Raw genomic sequence first — 26,930 nt, 5'->3', positions numbered from 1 at the left:
GATACCGAGGTTCCGATGCTGCGCATTTTTCTGGCTTTGACGTTGACACTTGGGATCGCGCACGGCGCGCTTGCACAGGACACGACCGGCACAGACGAACCAACCGCTGCCCCGCGCGCGCAGACCGGTGGCGCCACGACGCTCGAGGATATTCTGGCCCGGCAACGCGGCGAGAAGGTCGACAACAGCTATCGCTCCGAGAATACCGGGCAAGGCAATGCCGAAGGGCTGCTGGGTCAGTTGGGCACGCGCGGCGTCGCCTCGGACAGTGATGTTTATCGCGCCATCCGTTATGGCTCGGCGGATGTCACCGTGTCGACCAAAGGGCCGGCTGCCGGCGTGTTGATCCAGGATGGCGGCATGTGGTGGTGGACTTTCCGCACCGGTCCGCTGCGTGAATACGGAACCTACATTCTGGGCGGGATGCTGGTCGTTCTGCTTCTGTTTTTCCTGATCCGCGGCCGCATCCGCATCGACGGCGAGAAAACAGGCCGCACGGTCACCCGGTTTTCAGGATTTGAAAGGTTCGGGCACTGGCTGTTTGCCGGCTCGTTCCTGATACTTGGATTGACCGGTCTGCTGACGCTCTATGGCCGGGATTTCCTGATCCCACTGTTCGGCAAGGAAGGGTTCGCCACCATCGCGCAAGGCTGCAAGTGGTTGCACAACAATCTGGCCTGGGCCTTCATGCTGGGATTGGTCATCATCACCGTGAACTGGATCGCCCACAACATCCCCAACCGGACCGACCTGAAATGGTTGGCGGCGGGCGGCGGATTGTTCACCAAAGGCAGCCACCCCCCGGCCAAGAAATTCAACGCCGGTCAAAAGATCATTTTCTGGCTGTGCATTCTGCTTGGCGTCTCGATCAGCCTGTCGGGTCTGTCGCTGCTGTTCCCATTCGAGCTTCCGATGTTCGCCAAGACGTTTTCGATCGCCAACGCGACCGGGTTGCCCCAACTGATGGGCTTGGACCTGCCCACGCAGATGTCTCCGCAGGAAGAGATGCAATATGCCCAGATCTGGCACGTCATGGTCGCCTATGCCTTCATCGCCATCATTCTGGCCCATATCTACCTCGGCTCGGTCGGCATGGAGGGCGCGTTTGACGCCATGGGCACCGGCGAGGTCGAAGAGCAATGGGCGCGCGAGCACCATTCGCTGTGGCTGGAAGAGGTAAAGGCACAGGAGGCCAGCGACGGCGCGGCCTCGCCTGCCGAATAGATGCGCGGGCTGGCTTTGGCGCTGGCCCTGCTGCCGCTGCCGTTGGCGGCGGATTTCTACACGCTCAAGGGCCATGGCGGGCCGATCATGGACATCGCCGCAGCCCCGGACGGGCGCATTGCCACCGCCAGTTTCGACAATTCCGTGGGCCTTTGGTCCGGGCAGCAGCCGGACTGGCTGGAAGGTCACGAGGCTGCCGTGAACGCGGTGGTTTTCAACGGCACCGCGATCTATTCGGCCGGCGACGACTTTACCCTGCGCCGTTGGCCCGGTGGACAGGTCGTTGGTCAGCACAAGGGCAAGGTCGTCGGCCTTGCTGCCTCAAAGACCCTTGTGGCGACTGCCAGTTGGGATGGGACCATCGGCCTGTGGCCAACCCAAGGCGGTGCGGCCAAGCTGCTGGGCCCGACGGGCAGCGGCGTCAACGCGGTGGCCTTCGCGCCGGACGGACGGTCGCTGTACTCCGCCGGGGTCGACGGCAGCTTGCGGGTCTGGGACGTGACGACCGGGGCCGAAACCGCGCGACTGGTCGAGCATGGTTTCGGCATCAACGAACTGGTCCTGAACGCGCAAGACGGTTGGATCGCATATGGCGCGGTCGATGGCGTAACCCGCATTCTGGACCTGACCACCGGGGCCGAGCGTGATTTCACGTTGGACCGCCGCCCGATCCTTGCGCTCGCCCTCAGCCCGGATCGGTCACTGCTGGCGGTGGGCGATGGTGAGGGCTACATCATGGTCATCGACACGCAGAACTGGCGGATTGCGCAGGATTTCCGGGCAACGCTACGCGGCCCGGTCTGGGCACTGGCCTTTTCCCCCGATGGAGAGAACCTGCACGCAGGCGGGCTGGATCAGGCCATGTACAGCTGGCCGGTGGCCGCGCTGGGGTCACAGGAACGGATGGCCAGCCAAGAGCCGAGTTTCCTGAAGGACCCCGAAGAAATGCAAAACGGAGAACGGCAGTTCGCCCGGAAATGCTCGATCTGCCACAGCCTGACGCCGGACGATCAGCGCCGGGCCGGACCGACCCTGCATGGCGTATTCGGGCGTCAGGCCGGGACACTGCCTGGCTACATCTACTCGGAAACGCTGCAAGGGTCTGATATCATTTGGAACGAACAGACGATAAACGCTCTTTTCGATCAGGGACCGGACCACTACATTCCAGGATCGAAGATGCCGATGCAGCGGATCGCGCAGGCGCAGGACCGCACCGACCTGATTGAATTTCTGCGCAGCGCGACAGCGCCCGCAGACTAAGCCGGAGGATAAGATGAAAGCCTTTCTTGCAGCTGCCGCCGCAATGGTCGTCATTACTGCCGCCGCACCGATGGTATTGAAGCAACTCGGACACTCAGCGGCCGAGACACAGACCGGCTCCTCAGTGCGACTAGACTGAATGTCCGAATTCCTGACCACACGAGAGTTGGCGGACCTGCTGCGCATTGGCGAACGCAAGGCCTATGATCTGGCGTCTTCGGGCGAAGTACCCTGCGTGAAAGCGATGGGCAAACTTCTCTTTCCCCGGGCTGAAGTACTGTCCTGGCTCAATGCGTCGCGTACCGGGCCGAACACGGTCAAACCGCCCCTGCCCGACATCGTGGCTGGTAGCCATGACCCTCTTTTGGATTGGGCCCTCCGCGAAAGCGGCTCGGGGTTGGCCACCTATTACGACGGCTCATTCGATGGGCTGAACCGCCTTGCGCGACGTGACGCACAAGCCGCGGTACTGCACATCCATGAACCGGGCGGGTTCAACGTCGATTCCGTCCGCGATGCGCTGGGAGAGGCGCCGGTGGTTCTGTACCAGGTCGCAAGCCGCCAGCGCGGCCTGTTGCTGGCCCCCGAGGTTCAGGGAATTTCCGATTTTGGTGATCTGAAAGGCCGCCGTGTCGTGCTGCGCCAGGACAGTGCCGCCAGTCAGCACTTGTTCGATGCCCAGTTGCGAAGCTGCGGTCTGAGCCGCGCCGATCTTGACGCCCTGCCGACTTGCGCCCGCACCGAAGAGGAACTGGCAATCGCTCTGCATGACCGGAAGGCCGAGGCAGGATTCGGCATCGGAGCCTTGGCGCGCCTCTACGGGTTGGGCTTCATTCCGACCCATTCCGAACGTCTCGACCTCGCCATCTGGCGGCGGTCCTGTTTCGATCCGCCGATGCAGAAACTGCTGACTTTTTTGGGAACGGACAAATTCAGGCGTCGCGCAGATGAATTGGGCGGATACGATCTGTCCGGCTTGGGACAGATCCATCACAACGGCGCAAGTGACTGACTGGCCCTATTGCCGCGCGTTCGGAAAAAAGAGCTGCTCACCGTTCAATTTGTACGCTGCGATCGCTTCCTGACCGTCGGGGCCAGTGAGCCAGTCGATGAACCTTTTTCCCGCGGCCGCCCGGACCCGCGGATGCTTTTCGGGGTTCACGAGGATCACTCCGTATTGATTGAACAGCCGTGGATCGCTTTCGACCAGAACCTCAAGGTTTCCCTTGTTGCCGAACGACAGCCATGTGGCCCTGTCGGTCAAGGCATAGGCATCCATGCCCGCAGCCAGGTTGAGCGTTGCACCCATGCCCGATCCGGTCTCGCGGTACCACTCGCCCGAAGACAAGGTCGGGTCGGTTCCGGACAGACTCCAAAGAGCCTTCTCCGCCTTGTGGGTCCCGCTGTCATCCGCGCGCGACGCGAACGGAGCTTTGGCCTGCGCGATCGCTGCCAACGCGGCCACTGCGTCGTCGCCACCTTTGATCTTGGCCGGGTCCGATTTCGGGCCTACCAAGACAAAATCGTTGTACATCACGTCCCGCCGCTCGACACCCCAGCCGTCTGCTACGAATTGCTCTTCCGCTGGCTTGGCATGCACCAGCAGAACGTCACCGTCGCCGTTGATCGCGTTTCGGATCGCCTGCCCCGTCCCCACGGCCACAACACGGACATCGATCCCGCTCTCCGCCTCGAACCCCGGAAGGATAAAGTCCAGAAGGCCGGAATTCTGCGTCGATGTCGTGGACTGCACGACAATGAATGGTTCTTCGGCCGCTGCCGGACCTGCGAACAGCCCGAACAGGATCATTGCGCTTTTGATTGCTGCGCGAAACATGGATTGCCTCCGGTTGTTGTTATGTGACCAGCCAGCCCGCCAGATACTGGCGCGATGCCTGGCATTGTGGCGCTTCCAGCACCTGTTTGGCGGCGCCATGCTCGACCACGCGTCCGCCCTGCATCATCACGATATCCGCCGCCAACCGACGGGCTTGCCCAACGTCGTGGGTGACCATCACGATCCGCACCCCCCGGGCCGAGGCGCGCAGGATCATCGCCTCGATCATTTGGGTCGCCGCGGGATCGAGGGCGCTGGTGGGCTCGTCCAAGAACAGGGTCTCGGGGCCAAGCGCAAGCGCGCGAAGGATGGCCAGACGCTGTGCCTCGCCACCCGACAGCGAGCGCGCCGACTGCCGGGCCTTGGTCTCAAGCCCTCCTTCGGCCAGAAGCTCCTGGATCCGGTTTTTCCGAGCAGCCCTGCCGAGCCCCAGCCGTTTCAAAACAAAGTCCAGATTGGCAGACACCGAACGGCGCAGCAGAACCGGTTGCTGGAACACCATCGCCTGCCGGGCCTTGTGGGCCGCATTCAGAACTCCGCCATCCTGCAGAACCTGCCCCGCATCGGCCTTGATCAAACCATGCAGGCAACGCAGCAGCAGGCTTTTGCCAGCACCGTTCGGCCCAAGGATCAAAGTCGGCCCGGGACCATCCATCATCAGCTGCGGGACATCCAGCAACAGCTTGCCATTGCGTTCCACTCGCAGACCATCGGCCTGCAGACAATTGGGCATGTCCGGCATCAGATCACGCATGGCGCAACCCCTCCTGCTCGGCCCGAAGCGTCAGGGCGCTGACTGCCGCATTCACGGCCACGGCAATTCCGATCAGGATCGTCCCCAAGGCCAGCGCCAAGGCCAGATTTCCCTTCGAGGTCTCCAACGCAATCGTCGTCGTCATGACCCGCGTCACGTGGTTGATGTTGCCGCCGACGATGATCACCGCGCCGACTTCGGCGATGGCTCGTCCGAACCCGGCCAGCAAGGCAGTCACCAACGCCAGACGCGCGTCCCACAAAAGCACCGGTACCGATGCCAGCCGCGACACTCCCAACGAGCGCAACTGTTCCGAATATTCCTCGGCCAGCATCTCGATCACCTGCCGAGTCAGCGCCGCGACGATCGGGGTCACCAGCACAGTTTGGGCTATGATCATGGCGGTCGGCGTATACAAAAGCTCCAGCACGCCCAGCGGACCCGAACGGGACAGCATCAGGTAGACCAGCAGGCCGACGACAACCGGGGGAAAGCCCATCAGAGCGTTCATCAGAATGATCAACGCGCGCCGTCCGGGAAAGCGGGCCACCGCCAAGGCCGCGCCAACCGGCATCCCGATCACGGCTGAAATCAACACAGCCAGCACCGAAACTTGCAGCGACAGCATCACGATCGCCCAAAGGTCCGGATCCCCTGTCAGGATCAGGTGGCCCGCTTGGCTGAATTGTGATGCAAAATCCTGCATTTTATTCCCGCATCCACCGAATTTCGTAGGGATCGCAAAATCTTACAGGAATAATAGAGGAAACTGCTTCTGAAGACAGTTAAATTCCGACATCCGCAAAAACAAACGCGGCCCACAGGGGCCGCGCTGAATTGTTGTCATGTTACAACCAATCAGTTCAGGGCTGCATCCGTGATCTGGCTGGTCCACGCGCCTTCCGGCTTTTTGGTGATCACCGGGTCCGAGCCGCCGGCCAGCAGCGTGTTCACCGTGCGCTCAAAATCAGCCGGGTCCAGCGTGCCGTTCGAACCTGCGGTCAGCTTGGCGATTTCGCCCATCATGCGCTTCTGGTGTTCCTCGGTCTGGGCACCGGTCGCATCGTTTTCCAACACGATTTCAGCGGCTTCGTCCGGGTTCTCCTCGGCGTATTTCCAGCCTTTCATCGAAGCGCGCACGAAGCGTTCCATCTTGTCGACGAAGGCCGGGTCGCTGAGGTTTTCTTCAAGCACGTAAAGGCCATCTTCCAGCGTGGCCACGCCCTGATCTTCATACTTGAAGGTCACCAACTCGTCGGGGCTGACGCCGGCGTCAATCACCTGCCAGTATTCATTGTAGGTCATGGTGCTGATGCAGTCGGCCTGGCGCTGCAGCAGCGGGTCGACGTTGAAGCCCTGCTTCAGAACCTCGACTCCATTCTCGCTCTTGCCGCCGGTGTCGATGCCCAACTGGCTCATCCAGCTCATGAACGGGAACTCATTGCCGAAGAACCAGACGCCAAGCGTGCGGTTCTTCAGATCTTCAGGTGAGGAAATGCCCGCGTCCTTCCAGCAGGTCAGCATCATGCCCGAGCTTTTGAAGGGCTGTGCAATGTTGACCAGCGGCAGGCCCTTTTCGCGCGCGGCCAACGCGGCGGGCATCCATTCCACGGTGACGTCAGCGCCACCGCCCGCGATCACCTGCGTGGGCGCGATGTCGGGGCCGCCGGGCAGGATGGTGACGTCCAGCCCCTCTTCTTCGTAGAATCCTTTATCCTTGGCGACGTAGTAGCCCGCGAACTGGGCCTGCGTGACCCATTTCAACTGCAGCGTCACCTCGTCCGCGGCCAAGGCCGAACTTGCGGCGAATCCTAGGGCGGCTATGGCCCCGGTTAGTAGCTTGTTCATCTTCATCTTCTCCTAGTTGCTAGTGCTGCCCCGTTTTCGGGGTCTGTTGAATTGTTGTTCCGCCTAACTGCGTTGTGACGGGTGCCAGAAGGTCACCAGTTTCTCGATCATGGCGACCAGACCGTAGAAGGCGGTCCCGGCCAGTGCCGCGACCACGATTTCCGCCCAGACCATGTCCAGCGACAATTGCCCGACACTGGTCGAAATCCGGAACCCCATGCCCAAAGTGGGCGAGCCGAAGAACTCTGCCACGATAGCGCCGATCAGGGCCAGCGTGGTGGAAATTTTCAACCCATTGAAAATGAACGGCATGGCCGCAGGCAGCCGCAGCTTCAGAAAGCTTTGCCAATAGGTTGCGGCATAGGTCTCCATAAGGTCACGCTGCATTGCAGTGGCCTCGCGCAGGCCGGCCACCGTGTTGACCAGCATCGGGAAGAAGACCATCACCACCACAACGGCAGCCTTCGAGTGCCAGTCGAACCCGAACCACATCACTAGGATCGGCGCGGTGCCCACGATCGGCAACGCGGCCACGAAATTGCCCACCGGCAGCAGGCCCAGGCGCAGGAAGTCCCACCGGTCCACGGCGATTGCCATCAGGAAGGCGGCGCCGCACCCGATGACATAGCCGCTGAGCGCGCCTTTGATGATGGTCTGCACGAAATCGGCCCACAGGATCGGCAGGCTGTCCCAGAACCGGTCCCAGATCACCGAAGGCGCGGGCAGGATGACCAGAGGCACCTCGAGCCCGCGCACCAGCAATTCCCACACCCCGATGACGGTCAGGCCGAAGATCAGCGGCGCAAGAATGCGCACCGCCCCCGCGTCGGCATAGGTTCCGCTGGCAAGGCGGGTGTTTAGCCACCAACCGGCCAGCCACAAAAGGATTGCAAGACCGACCATCATCATTGCGCCATCCCCATGCGTTTCAACACCGCCCGCTCGATCAGGCCCAGCAGGCCCACCAGGCAGGCCGCAAGAATGGCCGCGGCAAACAGCGCCGACCAGATCTGCACCGTCTGGCCGTAGTAGCTGCCGGCCAGCAGACGCGCGCCCAGCCCCGCCACGGCGCCGGTCGGCAGTTCGCCGACGATGGCCCCCACCAGCGACGCGGCGATCCCGATCTTGAGAGAGGCGAACAGATAGGGCATCGAGGCCGGCAGGCGCAGTTTCCAGAACGCCTGCCCGTTGCTTGCATTATAGGTGCGCAGCAGGTCCAACTGCATCGCGTCAGGACTGCGCAGGCCCTTGACCATGCCCACGACCACCGGGAAGAAGCTCAGATAGGCCGAGATCACCGCCTTGGGGATGATCCCCTGAATGCCGATCGAATACAGCACCACGATGATCATCGGCGCCAACGCGATGATGGGAATGGTCTGGCTGACGATGGCCCAGGGCATGACCGACAGGTCCATCACCCGGCTGTGCACGATCCCCACCGCCAGCAGGATGCCCAGCCCCGTGCCGATGGCAAAGCCAAGAATCGTCGCGCTGAGCGTCACCCAGCCGTGATAGACCAGCGACCGTTTCGAGGTGATCTTCTTCTGAACCGTGGTCTCCAACAGCTCGATGCCCACCTGATGCGGCGCGGGCAGACGCGGCCGGTCCTGCGCCCAGGTCGCCGGAATGGCAAAGCTGTTGCGCAGCGCCAGGCCGATTTCCCCCATGTCGCGGCGGTCTTTGGCCGAGGGCGGAACCACTTCGGCCCCGGCCCGTTCCTGTTCGGTCAGAACGCCCTTGATGTTCATCGGAATGCAGGCCGCGTACCAGATGACGACGATGGCCAACAGAACGGTCAGAACGGCAACAAGCTGCTTCATGCGTGCCACTCCATCCGCACCACGGGGACGGTCTCGGGCGGCGTTGCGGCCTCGGTCCCGGTTTCGACAAAACCCTCTCGGCGATAGAACCGTTGCGCGGCGACATTCGGTTGATGGGCCGTCAGCCACAGAAAGCTGCGCCCCTGTTTTGCCCGGTCCAGCAGGCGCTTGCCGATGCCCTGCCTGGTCCGCAGGCAATACAGCGCCCCGACCTTCTGCGCCGCGGGATCTACCGACATGTAGCAATCGACGGGTTCGCCCACGACCCACATCTCGCGGTCCGGGAAGGCCTGCACGATCAGCGACACCAATTCCTGCTGGGGCAATTCATCCGTCATCCACTCGGTCTGGCGGACCCAGGCCGAGACCACCGCCGCGCAGGCCGGCACATCCGCCTCGGTCGCGCGTCTGATGTCATCCCTGCCCATCACACATCGTCCCCGTGCCCGGCGCGCAGCCCTTCGCGCACGCGATGCGCGACCTCTATGAATTCGGGCGTGTCGCGGATGTCCAGCGGCCGTTCCCTAGGCAGCGGGCTGTCGATAACATCGGTAATCCGCCCGGGGCGCGGGCTCATCACCACGATCTTGGTGCTCAGATACACCGCCTCGGGGATCGAGTGGGTGACAAACCCAATCGTCTTGCCGGTGCGCGCCCACAGCGCCAGAAGCTGTTCGTTGAGGTGATCGCGCACGATCTCGTCCAGTGCGCCGAAAGGCTCATCCATCAACAGAATATCGGCGTCGAAGGCCAGTGCCCGGGCGATGCTGGCCCGTTGCTGCATCCCACCCGAAAGCTGCCAGGGGAATTTTCCACCAAAACCTGCAAGATCAACAAGTTCCAGAACGTTATTCACACGTTCTTCCTGCTCCTGCGCCGAATATCCCATGATCTCGAGCGGCAGTTTGATGTTCTTGGCGATGGTCCGCCACGGGTACAGGCCCGCCGCCTGAAACACATAGCCATAGGCCCGGTTTCGGCGAGCCTCGTCCGGGGTCATGCCGTTGACGGTCAGCGTGCCGCCCGTAGGTGTCTCCAGCGCAGCGACACAGCGCAGAAAGGTTGTCTTGCCGCAGCCCGAAGGGCCGATGAAACTGACGAATTCGCCCTTGTCGATCGCCAGGTTCACGTCCTTGAGGGCGTGCACTGGTCCGTCATTGGTCTGGAAGGTCAGGTCGAGATTCTTTGCCTCGATCACGGGCTGGGTATTGCTTTCCGATGTCATCCTACTGCCTTGAAGTTTTGGCTTTTTCGCCCGTTCGGTAACCTTCGCGCATCACACCCCCGTCGCCGGTATGCCTGACCGCTCTACCGGGCGCGGGGCGGTCAGCTCTTTCCAGGTGCTCAGCGCCTTGTTCACCGTGGTGTTGGCCTCGCGCGCGACGAATTTACCGTGGCCTTCCTGCGTTCGGATCTCGCCATCATGCACCGCGACCTGTCCCCGGGTCAGAGTAAAGCGCGGCAGGCCTTTGACCTCGTGCCCCTCGAACACGTTGTAGTCGATCGCCGACTGCTGCGTCGCCGCGCTTATGGTCTTGGTCTTGTCCGGGTCCCACACCACCAGATCGGCATCTGCGCCCACCAGAACTGCACCCTTTTTCGGATAGCAATTCAATATCTTGGCGATGTTTGTTGACGTCACGGCCACGAATTCGTTCGGCGTCAGCCGCCCGGTCGCCACGCCGTGGGTCCACAGCATCGGCATCCGATCCTCCAGGCCGCCCGTTCCGTTGGGGATCTTGGTGAAATCACCCACACCAAACCGCTTCTGCTCGGTCGTGAAGGCGCAGTGATCAGTGGCGACCACGCTCAGCGAGCCCGACTGCAACCCCGCCCAAAGGCTGTCCTGGTGCTGTTTGTTGCGGAACGGCGGGCTCATCACCCGACGCGCGGCGTGGTCCCAATCGGGATGCGCATATTCGCTGTCGTCCAGCGTCAGGTGCTGGATCAGCGGCTCGCCCCAGACGCGCTTGCCCTGCATCCGGGCCCGGCGGATGGCTTCATGCGCCTCTTCGCACGAGGTGTGCACGACATAGAGCGGCACACCGGCCATGTCGGCGATCATGATGGCGCGGTTGGTGGCCTCGCCCTCGACCTGCGGCGGGCGCGAATAGGCATGGGCCTCGGGGCCGGTATTGCCTTCGGCAAGCAGCTTGGCCTGCAACTCGGCCACCACGTCGCCGTTTTCGGCATGGACCATCGCGATCCCGCCCAGCTCGGCCAGCCGCTTGAACGAGGCGAAGAGCTCGTCGTCATTCACCATCAGGGCGCCTTTGTAGGCCATGAAATGCTTGAACGTGTTGATGCCGCGCTGTTCGATGACGGTCTTCATGTCATCGAACACCTGCTCGCCCCACCAGGTCACGGCCATGTGGAAGGAATAGTCGCAATTGGCGCGGGTCGACTTGTTGTCCCAGCGTTTGAGCGCATCCAGCAGGCTTTCGCCCGGGTTCGGCAGCGCGAAGTCCACCACCATGGTCGTGCCGCCGGCCAGCGCCGCGCGGGTGCCGCTTTCGAAATCATCGCTGGAATAGGTTCCCATGAACGGCATTTCCAGATGCGTGTGCGGATCGATCCCGCCGGGCATGACGTAACAGCCGGTCGCATCCAGTTGCTCATCCCCCTTCAGATCCGGCCCGATTTCGGTGATCACGCCACCCTCGATCTTGACGTCGGCCTTGTAGGTCAGATCCGCGGTAACGACGGTTCCGTTCTTGATGACTGTGCTCATGTTCAACTCCCTGCGGGCGCGTCTGTTGCGCCTCTATTGGTTTTCCAGCGGATTGGGGGCGCGCGGCCCCGGCTACTCCACGATCTCGGCGGTTTCGACGACCGCGTGGAACAGGACATCCGCCCCGGCGGTTGCCCATTCCTTGCTGATTTCCTCGGCCTCGTTGTGGCTCAGGCCATCCACGCAGGGGCACATCACCATCGCGGTCGGCGCCACGCGGTTGATCCAGCAGGCATCGTGCCCCGCGCCCGAAATGATGTTGGTATGCGAATAGCCCAGCCGCTCGGCTGCATTGCGCACGGCGGCGACGCAGGTCTCGTCGAATTTCACCGGGTCGAACCCGCCGACCTTCTCGAACGCGACCTGCAGGCCCATCTCATCCACGATGTCCTCGGCTGCGACGCGCAGCCGGTTCTCCATGTCCTTGATGACGTCCAACTCGGGCGAGCGGAAATCGACCGTGAACACCACCTTGCCCGGGATCACGTTGCGCGAGTTCGGATAGACGTCGATATGCCCGGCAGCCCCCACGGCATGGGGCGCGTGCGACCAGGCGATCTCGTCCACCTTTTCAAGAATGCGCGCCATCGCCAGCCCGGCATTCTTGCGCATCGGCATCGGGGTTGATCCGGTATGCGCGTCCTTGCCGGTCACGGTCACTTGGGTCCAGCTCAGGCCCTGGCCATGCGTGACGACGCCGATATCCTTGCCCTCAGCCTCGAGGATCGGGCCCTGTTCGATATGCAGCTCAAAGAAGGCATGCATCTTGCGGCCTCCGACCTCTTCATCGCCGCGCCAACCGATGCGCTGCAACTCGTCGCCAAATTTCTTGCCCTCGGCATCCTCGCGGTCATAGGCCCAGTCTTGGGTGTGCATCCCCGCGAACACGCCCGAGGCCAGCATGGCGGGGGCGAAGCGCGTGCCCTCTTCGTTGGTCCAGTTGGTGGCCACGATCGGGTGTTTGGTCTTGATGCTCAGATCGTTCAGGGTGCGGATGATCTCGAGCGCGCCCAGAACCCCCAGCACCCCGTCGTACTTGCCGCCCGTCGGCTGCGTATCCAGGTGCGAGCCGACATAGACCGGCAGCGCATCGGGATCGGCACCCGGGCGCATGGCGAACATGTTGCCCATCTGGTCAAGACCCATTGTGCAGCCGGCCTCTTCGCACCATTTCTGGAATAGCGCGCGGCCTTCGGCATCTTCGTCGGTCAGGGTCTGGCGGTTGTTGCCGCCGGCAACGCCCGGACCGATCTTGGCCATCTCCATCAGGCTATCCCACAACCTGTCGCCATTGATCCTGAGATTCTGCGCCGGAGCTGCCATGTTCGTCTTCCCTGTTGCTTGCGATTTGGCTCGCTTTTGGTGTCTTGATTTGACCATCTGGTCAAACTCACGCTATCACGGGTTCGATATCAGTCAAGAAATTGCATCGCGCCGATGCAAAAATCGGCATATTCAACACCTGCTTGTTCGAAAAAGAGACGCCCTGCATACATGCCCAAAGACCGCGCCCCGACCCGAATTCAGAAAAAGAACCGCGCCGCGATTCTCGAGGCCGCGCTGAACGTGTTCTCGGCCCACGGCTTTCGCGGGGCGACCGTCGATCAGATCGCGGCCGAGGCCGGGCTGAGCAAGCCGAACCTTCTGTATTATTTCCCGTCCAAAGAGGCGATCCACACCGCGCTTCTGTCCGGCCTGCTGGACACCTGGCTGGCGCCGCTGCACGACCTTGATGAAAACGGCGAGCCGATGGAGGAGATCCTCTCGTACATCAAGCGCAAGCTGCAGATGAGCCGCGAGTTGCCGCGCGAAAGCCGCCTGTTCGCGAATGAGTTGGTGCAGGGCGCGCCCCGCATCCATGACGCCCTGTCGAACGATCTGAAGGCGCTGGTCGATCAGAAGGCGGCCGTTCTGACGCACTGGATGGACCAGGGCAAAATCGCCCGCCTGCACCCACATCACCTGATCTTTTCGATCTGGGCGCTGACCCAGCACTATGCGGATTTCGATGTTCAGGTGCGCGCGATCCTGGGCGACGAAGACCCGTTCGAAGGGGCTGCGCCCTTCATCGATACCCTGTACCGAAAACTGCTGACCCCATGAAAAAAGGGCCGCAGCGCGGCCCCTTTTGGTGATCTGACGCCGGTCACTCGGCGGCCTTGGCCATCGGGTTGTTCGGGTGGGTCGTCCAGTTGGCATAGTCCGGCTGAACCACCTTGCCGGTGCGCGGATCGACCTCACCCGCCGCCATTGGCACCATCGAGATGCAGCCCTCGACCGGGCAGACATCCACGCACAGGTTGCAGGCCACGCATTCCTCGTCGATCACCTCGAACACGCGGTCGGACGACATGGAAATGGCTTGGTGGCTGGTGTCCTCGCAGGCCGCATAGCAACGGCCGCACTTGATGCACTGATCCTGATCGATCTTGGCCTTGGCGACGTAGTTCAGGTTCAGATACTGCCAGTCGGTCACGTTCGGGACGGCCCGCCCGACGATTTCCGAGACGTTGGAGTATCCCTTCTCGTCCATCCACTGCGACAGACCCGCCGTCAGTTCGTCGATGATCTTGAACCCATAGGTCATCGCCGCGGTGCACACCTGCACCGTGCCGCAGCCCAGCGCCATGAACTCGGCCGCGTCGCGCCACGTGGTCACCCCGCCGATGCCCGAGATCGGCAGGCCTTGGGTCGCCTCGGCGCGGGCGATCTCGGAGACCATCGACAGGGCGATCGGCTTGACCGCCGGGCCGCAATAGCCGCCGTGGCTGCCCTTGCCGTCGATCGAAGGTTCGGGGCTGAACGTGTCCAGATTGACACTGGTGATCGAGTTGATCGTGTTGATCAGCGACACCGCGTCGGCCCCGCCGTTCTTGGCCGCAGCCGCCGGCTTGCGAATGTCGGTGATGTTGGGCGTCAGCTTCACGATCACCGGGCGGTCATAGTATTTCTTGCACCAGCGGGTGACCATTTCGATGTATTCGGGCACCTGCCCCACGGCCGAGCCCATGCCGCGCTCGCTCATCCCGTGCGGGCAGCCGAAGTTCAGCTCGATCCCGTCGGCGCCGGTTTCAGCCACGCGCGGCAGGATGGCTTTCCACGCCTCCTCTTCGCACGGCACCATGATCGAGGCGATCAGGGCGCGATCCGGGTAATCCGCTTTGACGCGGGCCATCTCCTCGAGGTTCACCTCGAGCGGCCGGTCGGTGATCAGTTCGATGTTGTTGAGGCCCAGCAGACGCCGGTCGGCCCCGTAGATCGCCCCGTACCGGGGGCCGTTCACGTTGACCACCGGCGGCCCTTCGGACCCCAACGTTTTCCACACGACGCCACCCCATCCGGCCTCGAAGGCGCGGCGAACGTTGTATTCCTTGTCGGTCGGCGGCGCCGAGGCCAGCCAATAGGGGTTGGGGCTTTCGATACCCAAAAAGTTCGTTTTCAAATCAGCCATTTATCCGGCCTCCCTGATGCGAAGATGCATCTTCGTTCTGTCACACATATTCACGCGCCGACGCCCTGCTCAGGCACTCAGGCTGGCGTGAATGTCCATCGCGGCATCGCGGCCCTCGGCCACGGCGGTCACGGTCAGATCCTCGCCACCTGCGGCACAGTCTCCGCCGGCCCAGACCCCGGGAACCGAGGTGCGCCCGGTTGCGTCAACGGCGATCTTGTTGCCGTCGAGTTCCAAACCTTCCGGCGCACCATCCAAGGTCTGACCGATCGCCTTCAGAACCTGATCCGCAGGCAGGCGAATGGTTTCGCCCGTGCCGGTCAACGTGCCATTTACGGTGGCAGTATACTCCAATTCGATCTCGGCCGCCGCTCCGTTTCCGTGAATTGCCACCGGCTGAACGTTGCACAAAATTCGGACGCCGTGGGATGCGGCCAGATCCTGTTCGTAGCGGCTGGCGCCCATTGCGTCGCGGCCGCGGCGATAGGCGATGGTCACATGTTCGGCCCCCAGCAGCTTGGATTTCACCGCGGCATCCACGGCCGTCATTCCACCGCCGATAATCACCACATTTCGGCCTACCGGCAGTTTTGCCAAATCGGATGCTTGCCGAACATCTGCGATGAAGTCGACAGCATTCCTGACGCCGTCCTTGTCCGACCCTTGCGCGCGCAAGGCGTTGACGCCTGCAAGGCCGATTGACAGGAAGACCGCGTCGTAGGCCTCCAACAATCCGTCCAACGAGATCGTGTCGCCCAGAACCGATCCGGTTTCAATCGCGATGCCGCCGATCTTCAGCAGCCAGTCCACCTCGGCCTGGGCAAAGTCATTGGTCGCCTTGTATGCGGCGATCCCGTACTCGTTCAGCCCGCCGGGTTTGGGTTTCGCCTCGTGGATCACCACGTCATGGCCCAGCATCGCCAGACGATGCGCACAGGCCAGCCCCGCCGGCCCTGCCCCGATCACTGCCACGGTCTTGCCGGTGGGGGCCGCGCGTGTGAACGGATGCACACCGGCCTGCATCAGCGTGTCGGTCGCGTACCGCTGCAAGCGCCCGATCTCGACCGGCTTGCCCTCGGCCGTTTCGCGCACGCAGGCTTCCTCGCACAGCGTTTCGGTCGGACACACACGGGCGCACATGCCGCCCAGGATATTCTGATCGAGGATCGTCTTCGCCGCCGACTCCGGTTGTCCGGCCTGAATCTGCCGGATGAACAGCGGGATATCGATGTCGGTCGGACAGGCCGTCACGCACGGCGCGTCATAGCAGAAATAACACCGATCGGCGGCCACGGCGGCCTCGTGCGGCGCCAGAGGCGGATGCAGATCGGTGAAATTCGAGGTCAGCTCATCGCTGGAAAGCCGCCCGGCGACGATGCCGGGTGCCATCTGGCCCTGTGCCATCACTCTACTCCCTGTAGATATGTTTGTTATTGAGACCAGCTTGCCACAAACAAAAATTTTATCAATTGGTAAAATTTGCCAATTGGTCAAAAAAGCGAAAACCGGGCCGAATGACTCGGTTTTTTGGTGGCATTTGCCCGTTTTTCAGGCGGAACCGGCCTCAGACCATACCGGACAGGTGCCCTGATTTCATCCAGACACGGGCGCCATCCGGTCCTGCTCGCAATTCGGTGCGCGTTCCGGGCGGCAGACGCAGCCAGTCCCATCGGGCGAAATCCTCGCCTTGTTCGGTGAAACCGCCATCGATCACAAAGACCTCGGCCCCGCCGGGTGCGTCAATCGGTACGACCTGACCGGGCGGGCAACTGCGCATTTCGACCATTTCATAGTCGTCCTTGAACAGCGGCACTTGGTCCGCACCGTTGATCGAGCGGCGCACGGTGGTGCGGTCGTTCGGGTCGAACTGGTGCAGTTTGACCAGGATCGTCGCGCCTTGGCTGGCAGAGGGCGTATGCGACGAGGTCGGCGGGTTTCGAACATAGCTGCCCACCGGGAAATCTCCGGTCTCGTCCTGAAAAACGCCGTCCAGAACCAGGTATTCCTCGCCCCCGTCATGGGTGTGGGCGGCAAAGGCGCTGCCGGGGGCAAAGCGCACGATGGTGGTGGCGCGCGCCACCTCGTCCCCAATCCGATCCAGCATCTTGCGCTCGACCCCTGCGGCAGGCGAGGCCACCCATTCGGTCTGGTCGAAGTGCACCGCCACCCGCTGGGTGAAATCCGCATTGATCCGCATGTCGCGCTCCTGTCTGGTCCTCTCCATCAACATGGGCGTGCCGGGCCCGATTTCAAACACGCGGCGTCAACGGTTTTGACGCAGGTTCAGCGATGCTGTAGGTCGAAACCAACGGCAAGGGGCGGGCAAGCGCCCCGAACGGAAGGCGCAGATGCAGGCAGACCGGCAGAAATTCAACATCCTGATCATCGGGCAGAACAACCGCCTACAATACGAATCCGTTCTGTTCGCCGCCTCGCTGCGCCATTCCGCGCCCGGATTTTCGGGCCGCCTGTTCGTGGGCGTTCCACAACCCGGCCCGCGCTGGAGCCAGGACCCGAGCATCCGCAACGAGGATGTTCTGAAGGCGCTGAAACAGCTCGATGCTGAGATCCTGCCCTTTTCGTCCGAGGTGTTCGGCGAAAGCTATCCCTATGGCAACAAGATCGAAGCGCTGGCCGCCCTGCCCGTGGGTGAGCCCTTCGTGTTCTTCGACACCGACACGCTGATCACCGGCGACCTGGCCGCGGTGCCGTTCGATTTCGACCGGCCCGGCGCGTCGCAGAAGGTCGAGGGCACCTGGCCCAAGCCAACCCTGTACGGGCCGGGGTTCGATGGCATCTGGCGGGCGCTCTATGATCGGTTCGGGCTGGATTTCCAAAGCTCGATCGACCCGACCCAACCGGCAGAATACTGGAGGCGGTACCTGTATTTCAATGCGGGCTATTTCTTCTACAAATGCCCCCGCCAATTCGGCGCACGGTTTCTGGACTATGCCCGCACCATCCGGGATGAAGAGATCCCCGCCCTGACCGGCCAGAACCTGGACCCGTGGCTGGACCAGGCGGCGCTGCCGCTGGTCATCCACGCGCTTGGCGGCGGGCGCGATGTTCTGCCCTCGGGCCTGCTGGATGGCTCGGTCAGCTGCCACTATCGCCTGTTCCCGCTGCTCTATGCGCGCGACAGCGACCGGGTGGTCGAGGTGCTGGAAACCGTCGCCGCGCCCAACAAGGTCAAGAAGGTGCTCAAGAACTATGACCCGCTGAAACGGCTGGTCTATCAGGGTAAGGGCGCCAAGATCCGCGCCATGTTCGACCGGGACAACCTGCCCCAGCGCGAGCAGGCCATCCGCAAGGTCATAAAGAACAAGGGGCTGTGGCTGCGCTGACGCGGACATTGTGCCGGGCCCGGCAATCGCCTAGAGATTCTGCAACGCATATACCCAACAGGAGAGTGACGGATGTCCGACGGCCCCACCTATGGCTTTGATACGCTGCAAATTCACGCGGGCGCCCGCCCTGATCCGGCGACCGGCGCGCGCCAGACCCCGATCTATCAGACCACGGCTTATGTGTTCCGCGATGCCGATCACGCGGCCGCTTTGTTCAACCTGCAAGAGGTCGGCTATATCTATTCGCGCCTGACCAACCCCACCGTTGCAGTCCTTCAGGAACGGGTGGCGACGCTGGAAGGTGGCGTTGGCGCGGTATGCTGCTCTTCGGGGCACGCGGCGCAGATCATGGCGCTGTTCCCGCTGATGGGGCCGGGCTGCAACGTGGTCGCCTCGACCCGGCTGTATGGCGGGACGGTCACGCAGTTCAGCCAGACCATCAAGCGCTTTGGCTGGACAGCCAAGTTCGTCGATACCGATGATCTGGATGCGGTGAAGGCCGCCATCGACGACGATACCCGCGCGGTGTTCTGCGAATCCATCGCCAATCCGGGCGGCTATGTCACCGATATCCGCGCACTGGCCGATGTGGCCGATGCCGCCGGTATTCCGCTAATCGTCGACAACACCTCGGCCACCCCCTATCTGTGCCGCCCGATCGAGCATGGCGCCACGCTGGTCGTGCATTCGACCACCAAGTACCTGACCGGCAATGGCACGGTGACCGGCGGCTGCATCGTGGATTCGGGCAAGTTCGACTGGTCCGCCAATGACAAGTTTCCCTCGCTCAGCGCGCCGGAGCCTGCCTATCACGGCCTCAAGTTCCACGAAACCTTCGGCCCGCTGGCCTTCACCTTCCACGGTATCGCCGTGGGCCTGCGCGATCTGGGCATGACGATGAACCCGCAGGCGGCGCATTACACGCTGATGGGGATCGAGACGCTCAGCCTGCGTATGCAGCGCCATGTCGAAAACGCCGAGAAGATCGCCGCCTGGCTCGAACAGGACGACCGCGTGGACTATGTGACCTATGCGGGCCTGCCCTCGTCGCCCTATCACGACCGGGTCAAGAAGCATTACCGCAAAGGCGCCGGGGCCTTGTTCACCTTTGCGGTCAAGGGCGGTTATGACGCCTGCGTCAAGCTGGTGAACGCGCTCGAGATCTTCAGCCACGTCGCCAATTTGGGCGATGCGCGGTCGCTGATCATCCATTCGGCCTCGACCACGCACCGGCAACTGACCCCCGAGCAGCAAGAGGCCGCCGGCGCCGGGCCGAACGTGGTGCGGGTGTCGATCGGGATCGAGGATGCCGACGATCTGATCGCCGATCTCGATCAGGCGCTGTCCAAGGCCTGCGCCTAGTCAGAAATGCCGGGGCACAGGATCAACGCATTGGGCCAGCCCGTGGGCCTGCCGGTTGCGGGGGAGTTCCCGCGCCCGGCCCCGCCCCGCGCGCCCATGCACGGGCGGTTTTGCCGCGTGGTGCCCTTGGATGTGAATGCGCATGCGCCCGGCCTGTTCCGGGCGTTTGTTGCCGATACCGACGGGCGCAACTGGACCTACCTGCCCTACGGCCCGTTCGACTCGCAAGCGGGGTTCGCCGCCTGGCTGGCCCAGACCTGCACGGGGGACGATCCGCTGTTCCACACGGTTCTGGACCAAGACGGACAGCCCGTCGGGATGGCGTCCTACCTGCGTATCGACGGCAATGCCGGCGTGATCGAGGTGGGACACATCCACTTTTCGCCGTTGATGCAGCGCACGCCGGTCGCGACCGAGACGATGTTCCTGATGATGCGCCGCGTGTTCGATGAGTTGGGCTATCGCCGCTACGAATGGAAATGCGATGCGCTGAATGCCCCGTCGCGCCGGGCCGCCGAACGGTTGGGTTTTGTCTTCGAAGGCGAATTTCGGCAAGCCACCCATTACAAGGGGCGCAACCGCGACACGGCGTGGTTTTCGATCGTCGACACGGACTGGCCACGCATCCGGCAGGCGTTCGAAACCTGGCTGTCACCCGAGAATTTCGATGCCGCAGGCCAACAACGTAAACCGCTGATGGCCCGCAGCTAAAGCTGACATCACTCGGAAATATCAAACTCCATCGACACGGTGACCGAGACCGAAACCTCGCCACCGGCGACCGGCACCCCGCCCGAATCGGCCATGGCCATCTCGCGCATCTGGGGCATTGGGCGAATGCCCCCGCCCTGCTCGTTGATCGACACGACTGAACCCAAGGTGACACCGGCGGCCTGAGCCAATTGTTCGGCCTTGGCTCTCGCATCGGCGACGGCTTGGGCGCGCGCCTTCGCTTCAAGCGGCTTGGGATCCTGAACCGTGAAGGTCAAACCACCAAAATCATTCGCGCCATCCTGAATGACCGCATCCATGATTTGCCCCAGATCATCCAGATTTCTGACCCGCACGAACACACGGTTCGACGCAACGAAGCCAGTGATCCTCGGTGCTTCGCCATCCGCGTTGCCCCGCCCGGACCAGACCGGGGAGAGGGACAGATCGCGGGTCTGCAGGTCGCGCGATTCGATCCCCATCTCACTCAGGCGGCTCAGGACGTTGGCAACCGCGTCCGAGGTCGCCTGCATTGCTGCCGAAGCCTGCGCGTCTTGATTTGTCACCCCCACCGTGATGGTTGCCATATCCGGCGCGGCCTCGGCTGTTCCGGTTCCGTAAACCTGGATGCGACGTTCTTCCGCATGGGCGGCCACGGCAACTGTCGCCGCCAATACCGCCGCCAAAAAAGCAAATGTCTTCAATGTGATCTCTCCTGTTTTCTGAGATCAAAGATGGGTTGGCAAGCCTTCGCCGGACAAGGGGAGATTTTGCCTTTTCCTTTCCCTCGGCGGGTTCCTGCTTTAATCTCGGTGCGCGGACGCAAGGGCGTTTGCTTTGGTTCAGACAATTACGGCACCATTGAATAATGAAACCCGCTTTTGCGCTGTCTCTTTCGGATAACGGGATCACTCTGCTGCACTATTCGGATGACGAATGGTTTGGCATCGGCACCGTATCACTGGACGCGCCGGATTTTTCCGAACAGTTGAACGAGCTTCGCGGTCGAGGTTTCGCGCTGGCCAATGATCTCAGCTGTACGGTCGTGATTCCCTCGGACCACGTGCGCTACCTCACGGTCACCAGCACAGACGACTCCGACGTGACGCAAGTGGTCGAGGCGGAATTGGCTCAGGCCACGGGCTGTGAGATTGCCGAGTTGATGTATGACCTCCGTGCGGATGGGTCGGATCTTCTGGTCGCTGCGGTGGCGAAAGAGACAGTAGAAGAGGCCCGAGCCTTTGCCAGTCGCTACGGGTTCGTGCCTGTTCGGTTCGCTGCAACACTGGCCCCCGATGCGCCTTGGACCGGTACCGGAGAGTTCGAGTTTGCTGAGCGCGCGACATCCGTCACACAACCGCCCGAGCCACCGGCCGAGGAGATTGATACTGTCGCGCCGGCCGAAGACGCAGATCCCGCGCCTCAAGCTTCGCAGGCATCGGAACCCGATCCGGCCCCCTCGCCTCAGGCGCATCCGATTGCTGACCCGGCTCAGCCGGACGTATTCGTATCGCCGATAGAAGCGACTGAAACCGCCTCACAGAATCCTGCGGCATCAAACTCCGGCATACCGGTTCGCTACATTGGTGCCGCTGCGGCGGGCGCCGTCGCGTTGACCGTTGTCGCATTGATCTGGTCGGGGTCAGACGAAACTGGCAGCCCTGTGGCGACTGCGCCGGTCGTCGAAACGGCACCTGCGCCAGTTTCTATCGCTGCCCCACCGCTGACCAAGACCGAAGCTGAAGGACTTGCAGAAGTCGCTCCTGAGCCCGAGGACACGCCCGACCCCGAGGCAATGGCCGACGAAGACCTGACGTTTGAAGCCAGCACGCCCCTGGTCGAGCCGGAGACACCCACGCCCCCCGAATTGACGCCGACGGATCAGGCAATTCTGGAAGCATTGAATGTTGCGCCCTCGCCCGTCGAGCAGGTCGAACGCGATCCGGAAAGTGTCGAGGATTTCGAAGAAGCCTCTGGCCTGACGATCACCGCGCCCGATCCGCTGCCGGTGCCAGACCCCGAGGTGCCCGAGGACGTATACCTGTCGTCCGTTGATCAGGCGGAGCTGTCGCAGGATGCCGTGGCGCTTCCTGCCGAAGAGAGCTTTGATACCGACGAGCCGGTGGCGACGGTCGGTCTGCCCAATGTCGCGGGCAGTCGTTTTGACCTTGATGACCGTGGCCTTGTCACTCCGACACCCGAGGGGACGTTGAACCCTGACGGAATCCTTGTGTTCCTCGGCCGCCCGTCGTCGGTTCCGCCCGAGGTGCCGGTCAGGTTCGAAACCGACCCGACCGCCACAGACGACAACACAAGGCTGGCCGGCCTGCGTCCGCGCCTGCGCCCGGAAACGCTGGTTGAGAACTTTGAGCGTGGGCAGTTGGGCGGCCGGACGGTGGACGAGCTGGCGGTCATTCGCCCGAAATCCAGGCCGGCGTCGATCCAAGAGCGTGCGGCGGTGGACCGCACGCCAACCGCATTGGCCGTGGTGCGCGTCCCCCGCCCCCGCGTTCGTCCGTCGACCGTGGCCGCTCTGGCAGCCCGAAAAGCAACAACCGGCTCGGCCACTCTGGGGTCGACCGCAGCGGTAGCAAAGGCGGATGACGATGAAGCGGAGTCGTTCAAACCCACAACCGTCGCACCAAAGATACCCAGCCGGGCCTCGGTGGCGCGCCAGGCCACGATTGACAATGCACTGAACCTGCGGCGTCTGAACCTGATCGGCGTTTACGGTACGCCGGCCAATCGGCGTGCCTTGGTCCGGCTACCAAGCGGTCGGTACAAGAAGCTGAAAGTGGGAGATCGGATTGACGGCGGCAAAGTCGTCGCGATTGGCGACAGCGAGCTTCGTTATCAGAAAGGCGGCCGCAACGTCACGTTGAAGATGCCCCGCGGGTAAGGCGCGCCGCGTTTCGAAAAAATGGAACCCGGCGGGCCGGGTTCCAAATGCTGGGTCTTCTTCAGGCGGCAGAAATCTCTCCGGATTCAATCTGTTCGCGCTCGATCGATTCGAACAGAGCCTTGAAATTGCCCTCGCCAAAGCCGTCATCACCCTTGCGCTGGATGAACTCGAAGAAGATCGGACCAATCACGGTTTTCGAGAAGATCTGCAGCAGGATCTTGGTCTCGCCGCCGTCCACCACGCCTTCACCATCGATCAGGATGCCGTGCTTCTTCATGCGATCCACCGGCTCGTCATGGCCCTTCACGCGGTCGAAGGACATATCATAATAGGCATCGTTGGGACCGGGCATGAACTTCAGCCCTCGTTCGGCGATTGCATCGGTCGAGTCATAGATGTTCTCGCTGCCGACGGCGATGTGCTGGATGCCCTCACCCTTGTACTTCTTCAAGTAGGATACGATCTGACCGGTCTCGCCGCGGTCTTCGTTGATCGGAATCCGGATACGGCCGCAGGGCGAGGTCAATGCACGGCTGAGCAAGCCGGTATATTTGCCCTGGATGTCGAAGAAGCGGATTTCGCGGAAGTTGAACAGATCGCCGTAGAACTTGAACCACTTGTCCATGTTGCCCTTGAAGACATTGTGCGTCAGGTGATCGAGGTAATAGAAACCGACGCCGCGCGGTTTGGACTGCTTCAGCCACTCGAATTCCTGATTGTAGGGCGAGGTTTCGTAATACTGGTCGATGAAATAGATCAGCGACCCACCGATGCCCTTGATCGCGGGCACGTCCATGGTCTTGTCGGCCGCATCATAGGGTTCGGCCCCCTTCGACACCGCATGGTCATAGGCCTTTTGCGCATCCACGACACGCCAGCCCATCGACGGGGCACAGGGGCCATGCTCTTCCACGAATTTCGCAGCAAAGCTGTCGGGGTCCGCGTTCAGGATGTAGGTCACATCGCCCTGCTGCCACAGCTCGATCAGCGGTTTGCTCTTGTGGTGCGCAACCTTTTCAAAACCCATCTTGGCGAACAGGTCACGCAGCTCTTGCGGTTCGGGATGCGCGAATTCGACAAATTCAAACCCATCGGTACCGGCGGGGTTCTCGGCGCTGATCACCGATTTCGGGGCGTTGTGCGGGAAAGGGCCCATGGCTTGTCCTCTTGAAACAGGAAATTCTTTGCTGATTCAAGAATACGCCTTTTTCAGCGCTGTTTTTGCGCATTCTTTTCATGTAAACTATAGAAGCCTGCGAAATCTCCGCACCAGAACCCGAAAATTGTGAGAATCTCCGCACATGCTGGACGCAACCGATACTCGCCTTCTGGCCGCGCTGCAAAAAGACGCGCACCTGACCGCGCATCAGTTGGGCGAAATGCTGAACCTGTCCCCCAGCCAGGCCGGGCGCCGCCGTCAGCGGCTGGAGGCCGAGGGCTATATCACTGGCTACGCGGCGCGGCTTGACCCGCGCAAACTTGGCCTGCAGGTCCAGGGCTTCGTTCAAGTTCACCTCGGCACCCACGGCCCCGAACAATCATCCAGTTTTGCGCGCATGGTGGAAACCCGCCCGGAAATCACCAGCGCCTGGACGATGACTGGCGAGGCAGACTATCTGCTCCATGTCTTTTGCGAGGATCTTTCCGCGCTCAACACCTTGCTTCACGAGGTGATACTGCCCCATCCTGCGGTAGCACGGGTGCAAAGCCAGATCGTGATGGACCAGCTGAAACGCGACGCTCCGCTGCCGACCTGACGGCAAGGAAAGGAAGAAGATGAACGAGTTCCTGTACCAGGCTTCGATCTATCTGGCAGCCGCCGTGATCGCCGTCCCCCTGTCGGCGCGGCTTGGGCTGGGGTCTGTCCTCGGATATCTCGCCGCCGGTATCGCCATCGGTCCGATCCTTGGGCTCGTGGGCGCGGAAACCAAGGACTTGCAACATGTCGCGGAATTTGGCGTCGTCATGATGCTGTTCCTGATCGGGCTCGAGCTGGAACCCCGCGCACTATGGGATATGAGGCACCGGTTGTTGGGGCTTGGTGGACTGCAGATCTCGCTCTCTACGGTCGTGATTGCAGCAGTTACCTTCTACACGGGTCAACCATGGTCAGTTGCCTTGGCCGTGGGGCTGACACTGTCCCTGTCATCAACCGCCATCGTGCTGCAGACGCTGTCGGAAAAGGGCTTGATGCGCACAAACGGCGGGCGATCCACGTTCTCGGTCCTTCTGACTCAGGATATCGCCGTGATTCCGATCCTGGCGTTTCTACCACTGCTGGCCATGCCGGCCAGCATCTTCATCGAGGATGACGGATCAATCACGCGCGGCGGCGACGGGCACGGCGACGCGCACCATACGTTGTCATTGGTCGATGGCCTGCCCGGATGGGCGGTGACGCTGGTGACATTGGGCGCGATCGCATTCGTGATCGTGGTCGGCGTCTACCTGACCCGTCCCTTGTTCCGGTTCATCCACACCACCCGCCTGCGCGAGATGTACACGGCATTGGCCCTGATGATCGTGGTCGGGATCTCGTTCCTGATGACGCTGGTGGGCCTGTCACCGGCGTTGGGCGCCTTCCTTGCTGGCGTCGTTCTTGCCAGTTCCGAGTTCCGGCACGAGATGGAAAGCGACCTTGAGCCGTTCAAGGGATTGCTGCTGGGCCTGTTCTTCATCACGGTCGGGGCCGGGATCGACGTCGGGTACTTTTTCAACGACCCGTTCGACCTGATCGGGCTGGCCCTGCTGGTAATCCTGGTCAAGGGCCTGATCCTGTATGCCGTTGGTCGTGCATTCAAGTTGCGCGGCCGCGACCATTGGCTGTTCACGCTGGGTTTGGCTCAGGCGGGTGAGTTCGGCTTCGTGCTGCTGGCCTTTTCGACCAAGCAGAATGTCATTCCCCCGGCCCTGTCGCAGAAGCTGTTGATGATCATTGCCCTGACCATGCTGATCACACCGCTTCTGTTCATCATCTATGACTACCTTTCGCGCCACATCCGCGACAACTCACCCGAGGTTGAACCCGAGGAAATAGACGAAAAAGGTCCCGTCATCATTGCGGGAATTGGGCGGTTCGGACAGATCGTCAACCGGCTCGTGCGCGCCAGCGGGTTCAAGACGGTGGTGCTGGACCACAATATCGAAACGATCCAGCTGATGCGTCGGTTCGGCGTCAAAGGCTTCTTGGGGGATCCGACGCGTCCCGAATTGCTGCGGGCTGCGGGCCTTGAAAAGGCTTCCGTTTTGGTGGCCGCGATGGACAACCGCAAGGAAGTGACCCGATTGGTCGGCTACGCCCGCCGGCAGCGCCCCGACCTTCACATCGTCGCCCGCGCGCATGACCGGACCCATGTGTACGAGCTGTATCAGGCCGGCGCTGATGACATCGTGCGTGAGCTGTTCGACAGCTCTCTGCGGGCCGGGCGTTATGTGCTGGAGAACATTGGTCTGAGCGAATACGAGGCCGCGCAAGCACAGCAGACCTTCTATCACCACGATCGGCAGGCAATTCGCGAATTGGCTGAACTCTGGGTTCCCGGCATGCCGACGGCCGAGAACAAAAAGTACATCGAACGCGCGCGCGAGTTGGAGAAGGACCTCGAGACCGCCCTGCTGGAACTGGCCGAAAAGAACGAAAAGAAGTCAGCCTGACCCGGGGATATCCCGGGTCAGCC

25 protein-coding genes are annotated in these 26,930 nt (G+C 62.1%); 10 read left to right on the top strand and 15 right to left on the bottom strand.

Annotated elements, in window-relative coordinates:
- The first annotated feature begins 15 nt into the window (after window positions 1–15).
- From ACR0IR_RS04225 to ACR0IR_RS04215, 3 genes are all read left to right on the top strand, one after another.
- Entirely contained in the window at window positions 16–1,224 is a 1,209-nt protein-coding gene (locus ACR0IR_RS04225; protein ID WP_170363665.1) for a formate dehydrogenase subunit gamma, read from the top strand.
- Window positions 1,225–2,487 (top strand): c-type cytochrome, encoded by a 1,263-nt coding sequence (locus ACR0IR_RS04220; RefSeq protein WP_170363666.1) that lies wholly within the window; start codon window positions 1,225–1,227, stop codon window positions 2,485–2,487.
- Between the two features lie 139 nt (window positions 2,488–2,626).
- A complete protein-coding gene (locus ACR0IR_RS04215; protein WP_170363667.1) occupies window positions 2,627–3,499 on the top strand; it encodes a helix-turn-helix transcriptional regulator in 873 nt (290 codons plus the stop codon).
- 6 nt (window positions 3,500–3,505) lie between these two features.
- Here the strand turns inward: ACR0IR_RS04215 and ACR0IR_RS04210 are convergent, their stop codons facing one another.
- The 10 genes from ACR0IR_RS04210 to ACR0IR_RS04165 form a co-directional block, all read right to left on the bottom strand.
- Window positions 3,506–4,324 (bottom strand): ABC transporter substrate-binding protein, encoded by an 819-nt coding sequence (locus tag ACR0IR_RS04210; RefSeq protein ID WP_170363668.1) that lies wholly within the window; start codon window positions 4,322–4,324, stop codon window positions 3,506–3,508.
- A 19-nt stretch (window positions 4,325–4,343) separates the two neighbouring features.
- Entirely contained in the window at window positions 4,344–5,078 is a 735-nt protein-coding gene (locus tag ACR0IR_RS04205; protein WP_093961811.1) for an ATP-binding cassette domain-containing protein, read from the bottom strand.
- Entirely contained in the window at window positions 5,071–5,784 is a 714-nt protein-coding gene (locus tag ACR0IR_RS04200; RefSeq protein WP_170339062.1) for an ABC transporter permease, read from the bottom strand. Before ACR0IR_RS04200 ends, ACR0IR_RS04205 begins: the two co-directional genes overlap by 8 nt.
- 152 nt (window positions 5,785–5,936) lie before the next feature.
- Window positions 5,937–6,926 carry an ABC transporter substrate-binding protein gene (locus ACR0IR_RS04195; RefSeq protein ID WP_170363669.1) on the bottom strand — a complete coding sequence of 330 codons (990 nt, stop codon included), beginning with the start codon at window positions 6,924–6,926 and terminating at the stop codon, window positions 5,937–5,939.
- A 63-nt stretch (window positions 6,927–6,989) separates the two neighbouring features.
- On the bottom strand, window positions 6,990–7,835 hold the full coding sequence (locus tag ACR0IR_RS04190) for an ABC transporter permease (protein ID WP_170363670.1): 846 nt from the start codon (window positions 7,833–7,835) through the stop codon (window positions 6,990–6,992).
- On the bottom strand, window positions 7,832–8,749 hold the full coding sequence (locus tag ACR0IR_RS04185) for an ABC transporter permease (RefSeq protein ID WP_170363671.1): 918 nt from the start codon (window positions 8,747–8,749) through the stop codon (window positions 7,832–7,834). The genes ACR0IR_RS04190 and ACR0IR_RS04185 overlap by 4 nt, the downstream gene beginning before the upstream one ends.
- Window positions 8,746–9,177, bottom strand: coding sequence for a GNAT family N-acetyltransferase (locus tag ACR0IR_RS04180; protein ID WP_170363672.1), 432 nt, complete (start codon window positions 9,175–9,177; stop codon window positions 8,746–8,748). The genes ACR0IR_RS04185 and ACR0IR_RS04180 overlap by 4 nt, the downstream gene beginning before the upstream one ends.
- Entirely contained in the window at window positions 9,177–9,974 is a 798-nt protein-coding gene (locus ACR0IR_RS04175; protein WP_170339630.1) for an ABC transporter ATP-binding protein, read from the bottom strand. The genes ACR0IR_RS04180 and ACR0IR_RS04175 overlap by 1 nt, the downstream gene beginning before the upstream one ends.
- 51 nt (window positions 9,975–10,025) lie before the next feature.
- A complete protein-coding gene (hydA, locus tag ACR0IR_RS04170; RefSeq protein WP_170363673.1) occupies window positions 10,026–11,480 on the bottom strand; it encodes a dihydropyrimidinase in 1,455 nt (484 codons plus the stop codon).
- 72 nt (window positions 11,481–11,552) lie between these two features.
- Window positions 11,553–12,803 carry a Zn-dependent hydrolase gene (locus ACR0IR_RS04165; RefSeq protein ID WP_170363674.1) on the bottom strand — a complete coding sequence of 417 codons (1,251 nt, stop codon included), beginning with the start codon at window positions 12,801–12,803 and terminating at the stop codon, window positions 11,553–11,555.
- A gap of 171 nt (window positions 12,804–12,974) precedes the next feature.
- On the opposite strand from ACR0IR_RS04165, the gene ACR0IR_RS04160 reads away from it, so the two are divergent.
- Entirely contained in the window at window positions 12,975–13,583 is a 609-nt protein-coding gene (locus tag ACR0IR_RS04160; RefSeq protein ID WP_093961802.1) for a TetR family transcriptional regulator C-terminal domain-containing protein, read from the top strand.
- Window positions 13,584–13,626: 43 nt separating this feature from the next.
- Here the strand turns inward: ACR0IR_RS04160 and preA are convergent, their stop codons facing one another.
- The 3 genes from preA to ACR0IR_RS04145 all read right to left on the bottom strand — a co-directional run bounded on the left by preA (window position 13,627) and on the right by ACR0IR_RS04145 (window position 17,128).
- Window positions 13,627–14,931 (bottom strand): NAD-dependent dihydropyrimidine dehydrogenase subunit PreA, encoded by a 1,305-nt coding sequence (gene preA / locus ACR0IR_RS04155; RefSeq protein WP_170357546.1) that lies wholly within the window; start codon window positions 14,929–14,931, stop codon window positions 13,627–13,629.
- A gap of 69 nt (window positions 14,932–15,000) precedes the next feature.
- Window positions 15,001–16,335, bottom strand: a complete 1,335-nt coding sequence (locus ACR0IR_RS04150; RefSeq protein WP_170363675.1) for an NAD(P)-dependent oxidoreductase — start codon at window positions 16,333–16,335, stop codon at window positions 15,001–15,003.
- Between the two features lie 160 nt (window positions 16,336–16,495).
- Entirely contained in the window at window positions 16,496–17,128 is a 633-nt protein-coding gene (locus ACR0IR_RS04145; RefSeq protein ID WP_170363676.1) for a cupin domain-containing protein, read from the bottom strand.
- A gap of 151 nt (window positions 17,129–17,279) precedes the next feature.
- On the opposite strand from ACR0IR_RS04145, the gene ACR0IR_RS04140 reads away from it, so the two are divergent.
- From ACR0IR_RS04140 to ACR0IR_RS04130, 3 genes are all read left to right on the top strand, one after another.
- Window positions 17,280–18,275, top strand: coding sequence for a hypothetical protein (locus ACR0IR_RS04140; protein ID WP_480778975.1), 996 nt, complete (start codon window positions 17,280–17,282; stop codon window positions 18,273–18,275).
- Between the two features lie 72 nt (window positions 18,276–18,347).
- Window positions 18,348–19,640, top strand: coding sequence for an O-acetylhomoserine aminocarboxypropyltransferase/cysteine synthase family protein (locus ACR0IR_RS04135; protein ID WP_170363678.1), 1,293 nt, complete (start codon window positions 18,348–18,350; stop codon window positions 19,638–19,640).
- Window positions 19,641–19,646: 6 nt separating this feature from the next.
- Complete coding sequence (locus tag ACR0IR_RS04130) at window positions 19,647–20,351, top strand: GNAT family N-acetyltransferase (RefSeq protein ID WP_170363679.1); 705 nt, start codon at window positions 19,647–19,649, stop codon at window positions 20,349–20,351.
- 8 nt (window positions 20,352–20,359) lie between these two features.
- Here ACR0IR_RS04130 and ACR0IR_RS04125 read toward each other — a convergent pair whose 3' ends face one another.
- Complete coding sequence (locus ACR0IR_RS04125) at window positions 20,360–21,055, bottom strand: SIMPL domain-containing protein (RefSeq protein ID WP_170363680.1); 696 nt, start codon at window positions 21,053–21,055, stop codon at window positions 20,360–20,362.
- A 164-nt stretch (window positions 21,056–21,219) separates the two neighbouring features.
- On the opposite strand from ACR0IR_RS04125, the gene ACR0IR_RS04120 reads away from it, so the two are divergent.
- A complete protein-coding gene (locus ACR0IR_RS04120; RefSeq protein WP_170363681.1) occupies window positions 21,220–23,250 on the top strand; it encodes a hypothetical protein in 2,031 nt (676 codons plus the stop codon).
- 61 nt (window positions 23,251–23,311) lie between these two features.
- Here the strand turns inward: ACR0IR_RS04120 and hppD are convergent, their stop codons facing one another.
- Window positions 23,312–24,409: a 4-hydroxyphenylpyruvate dioxygenase gene (gene hppD / locus ACR0IR_RS04115; protein ID WP_170363682.1), complete on the bottom strand. Its 1,098-nt coding sequence runs from the start codon at window positions 24,407–24,409 to the stop codon at window positions 23,312–23,314.
- Window positions 24,410–24,554: 145 nt separating this feature from the next.
- Here hppD and ACR0IR_RS04110 point away from each other — a divergent pair, with 145 nt between their 5' ends.
- The gene (locus ACR0IR_RS04110; RefSeq protein ID WP_170363683.1) at window positions 24,555–25,010 is read left to right on the top strand and encodes an Lrp/AsnC family transcriptional regulator; all 456 of its coding nucleotides are present in this window, start codon (window positions 24,555–24,557) and stop codon (window positions 25,008–25,010) included.
- 19 nt (window positions 25,011–25,029) lie between these two features.
- Window positions 25,030–26,907 (top strand): monovalent cation:proton antiporter-2 (CPA2) family protein, encoded by a 1,878-nt coding sequence (locus ACR0IR_RS04105; protein WP_170339088.1) that lies wholly within the window; start codon window positions 25,030–25,032, stop codon window positions 26,905–26,907.
- Window positions 26,908–26,930: the final 23 nt, after the last annotated feature.

The organism is Ruegeria sp. CF2, from assembly GCF_056537385.1.
Note: the sequence above shows the minus strand (reverse complement) of the source record. Positions and strands in the feature narration are given on the sequence as shown.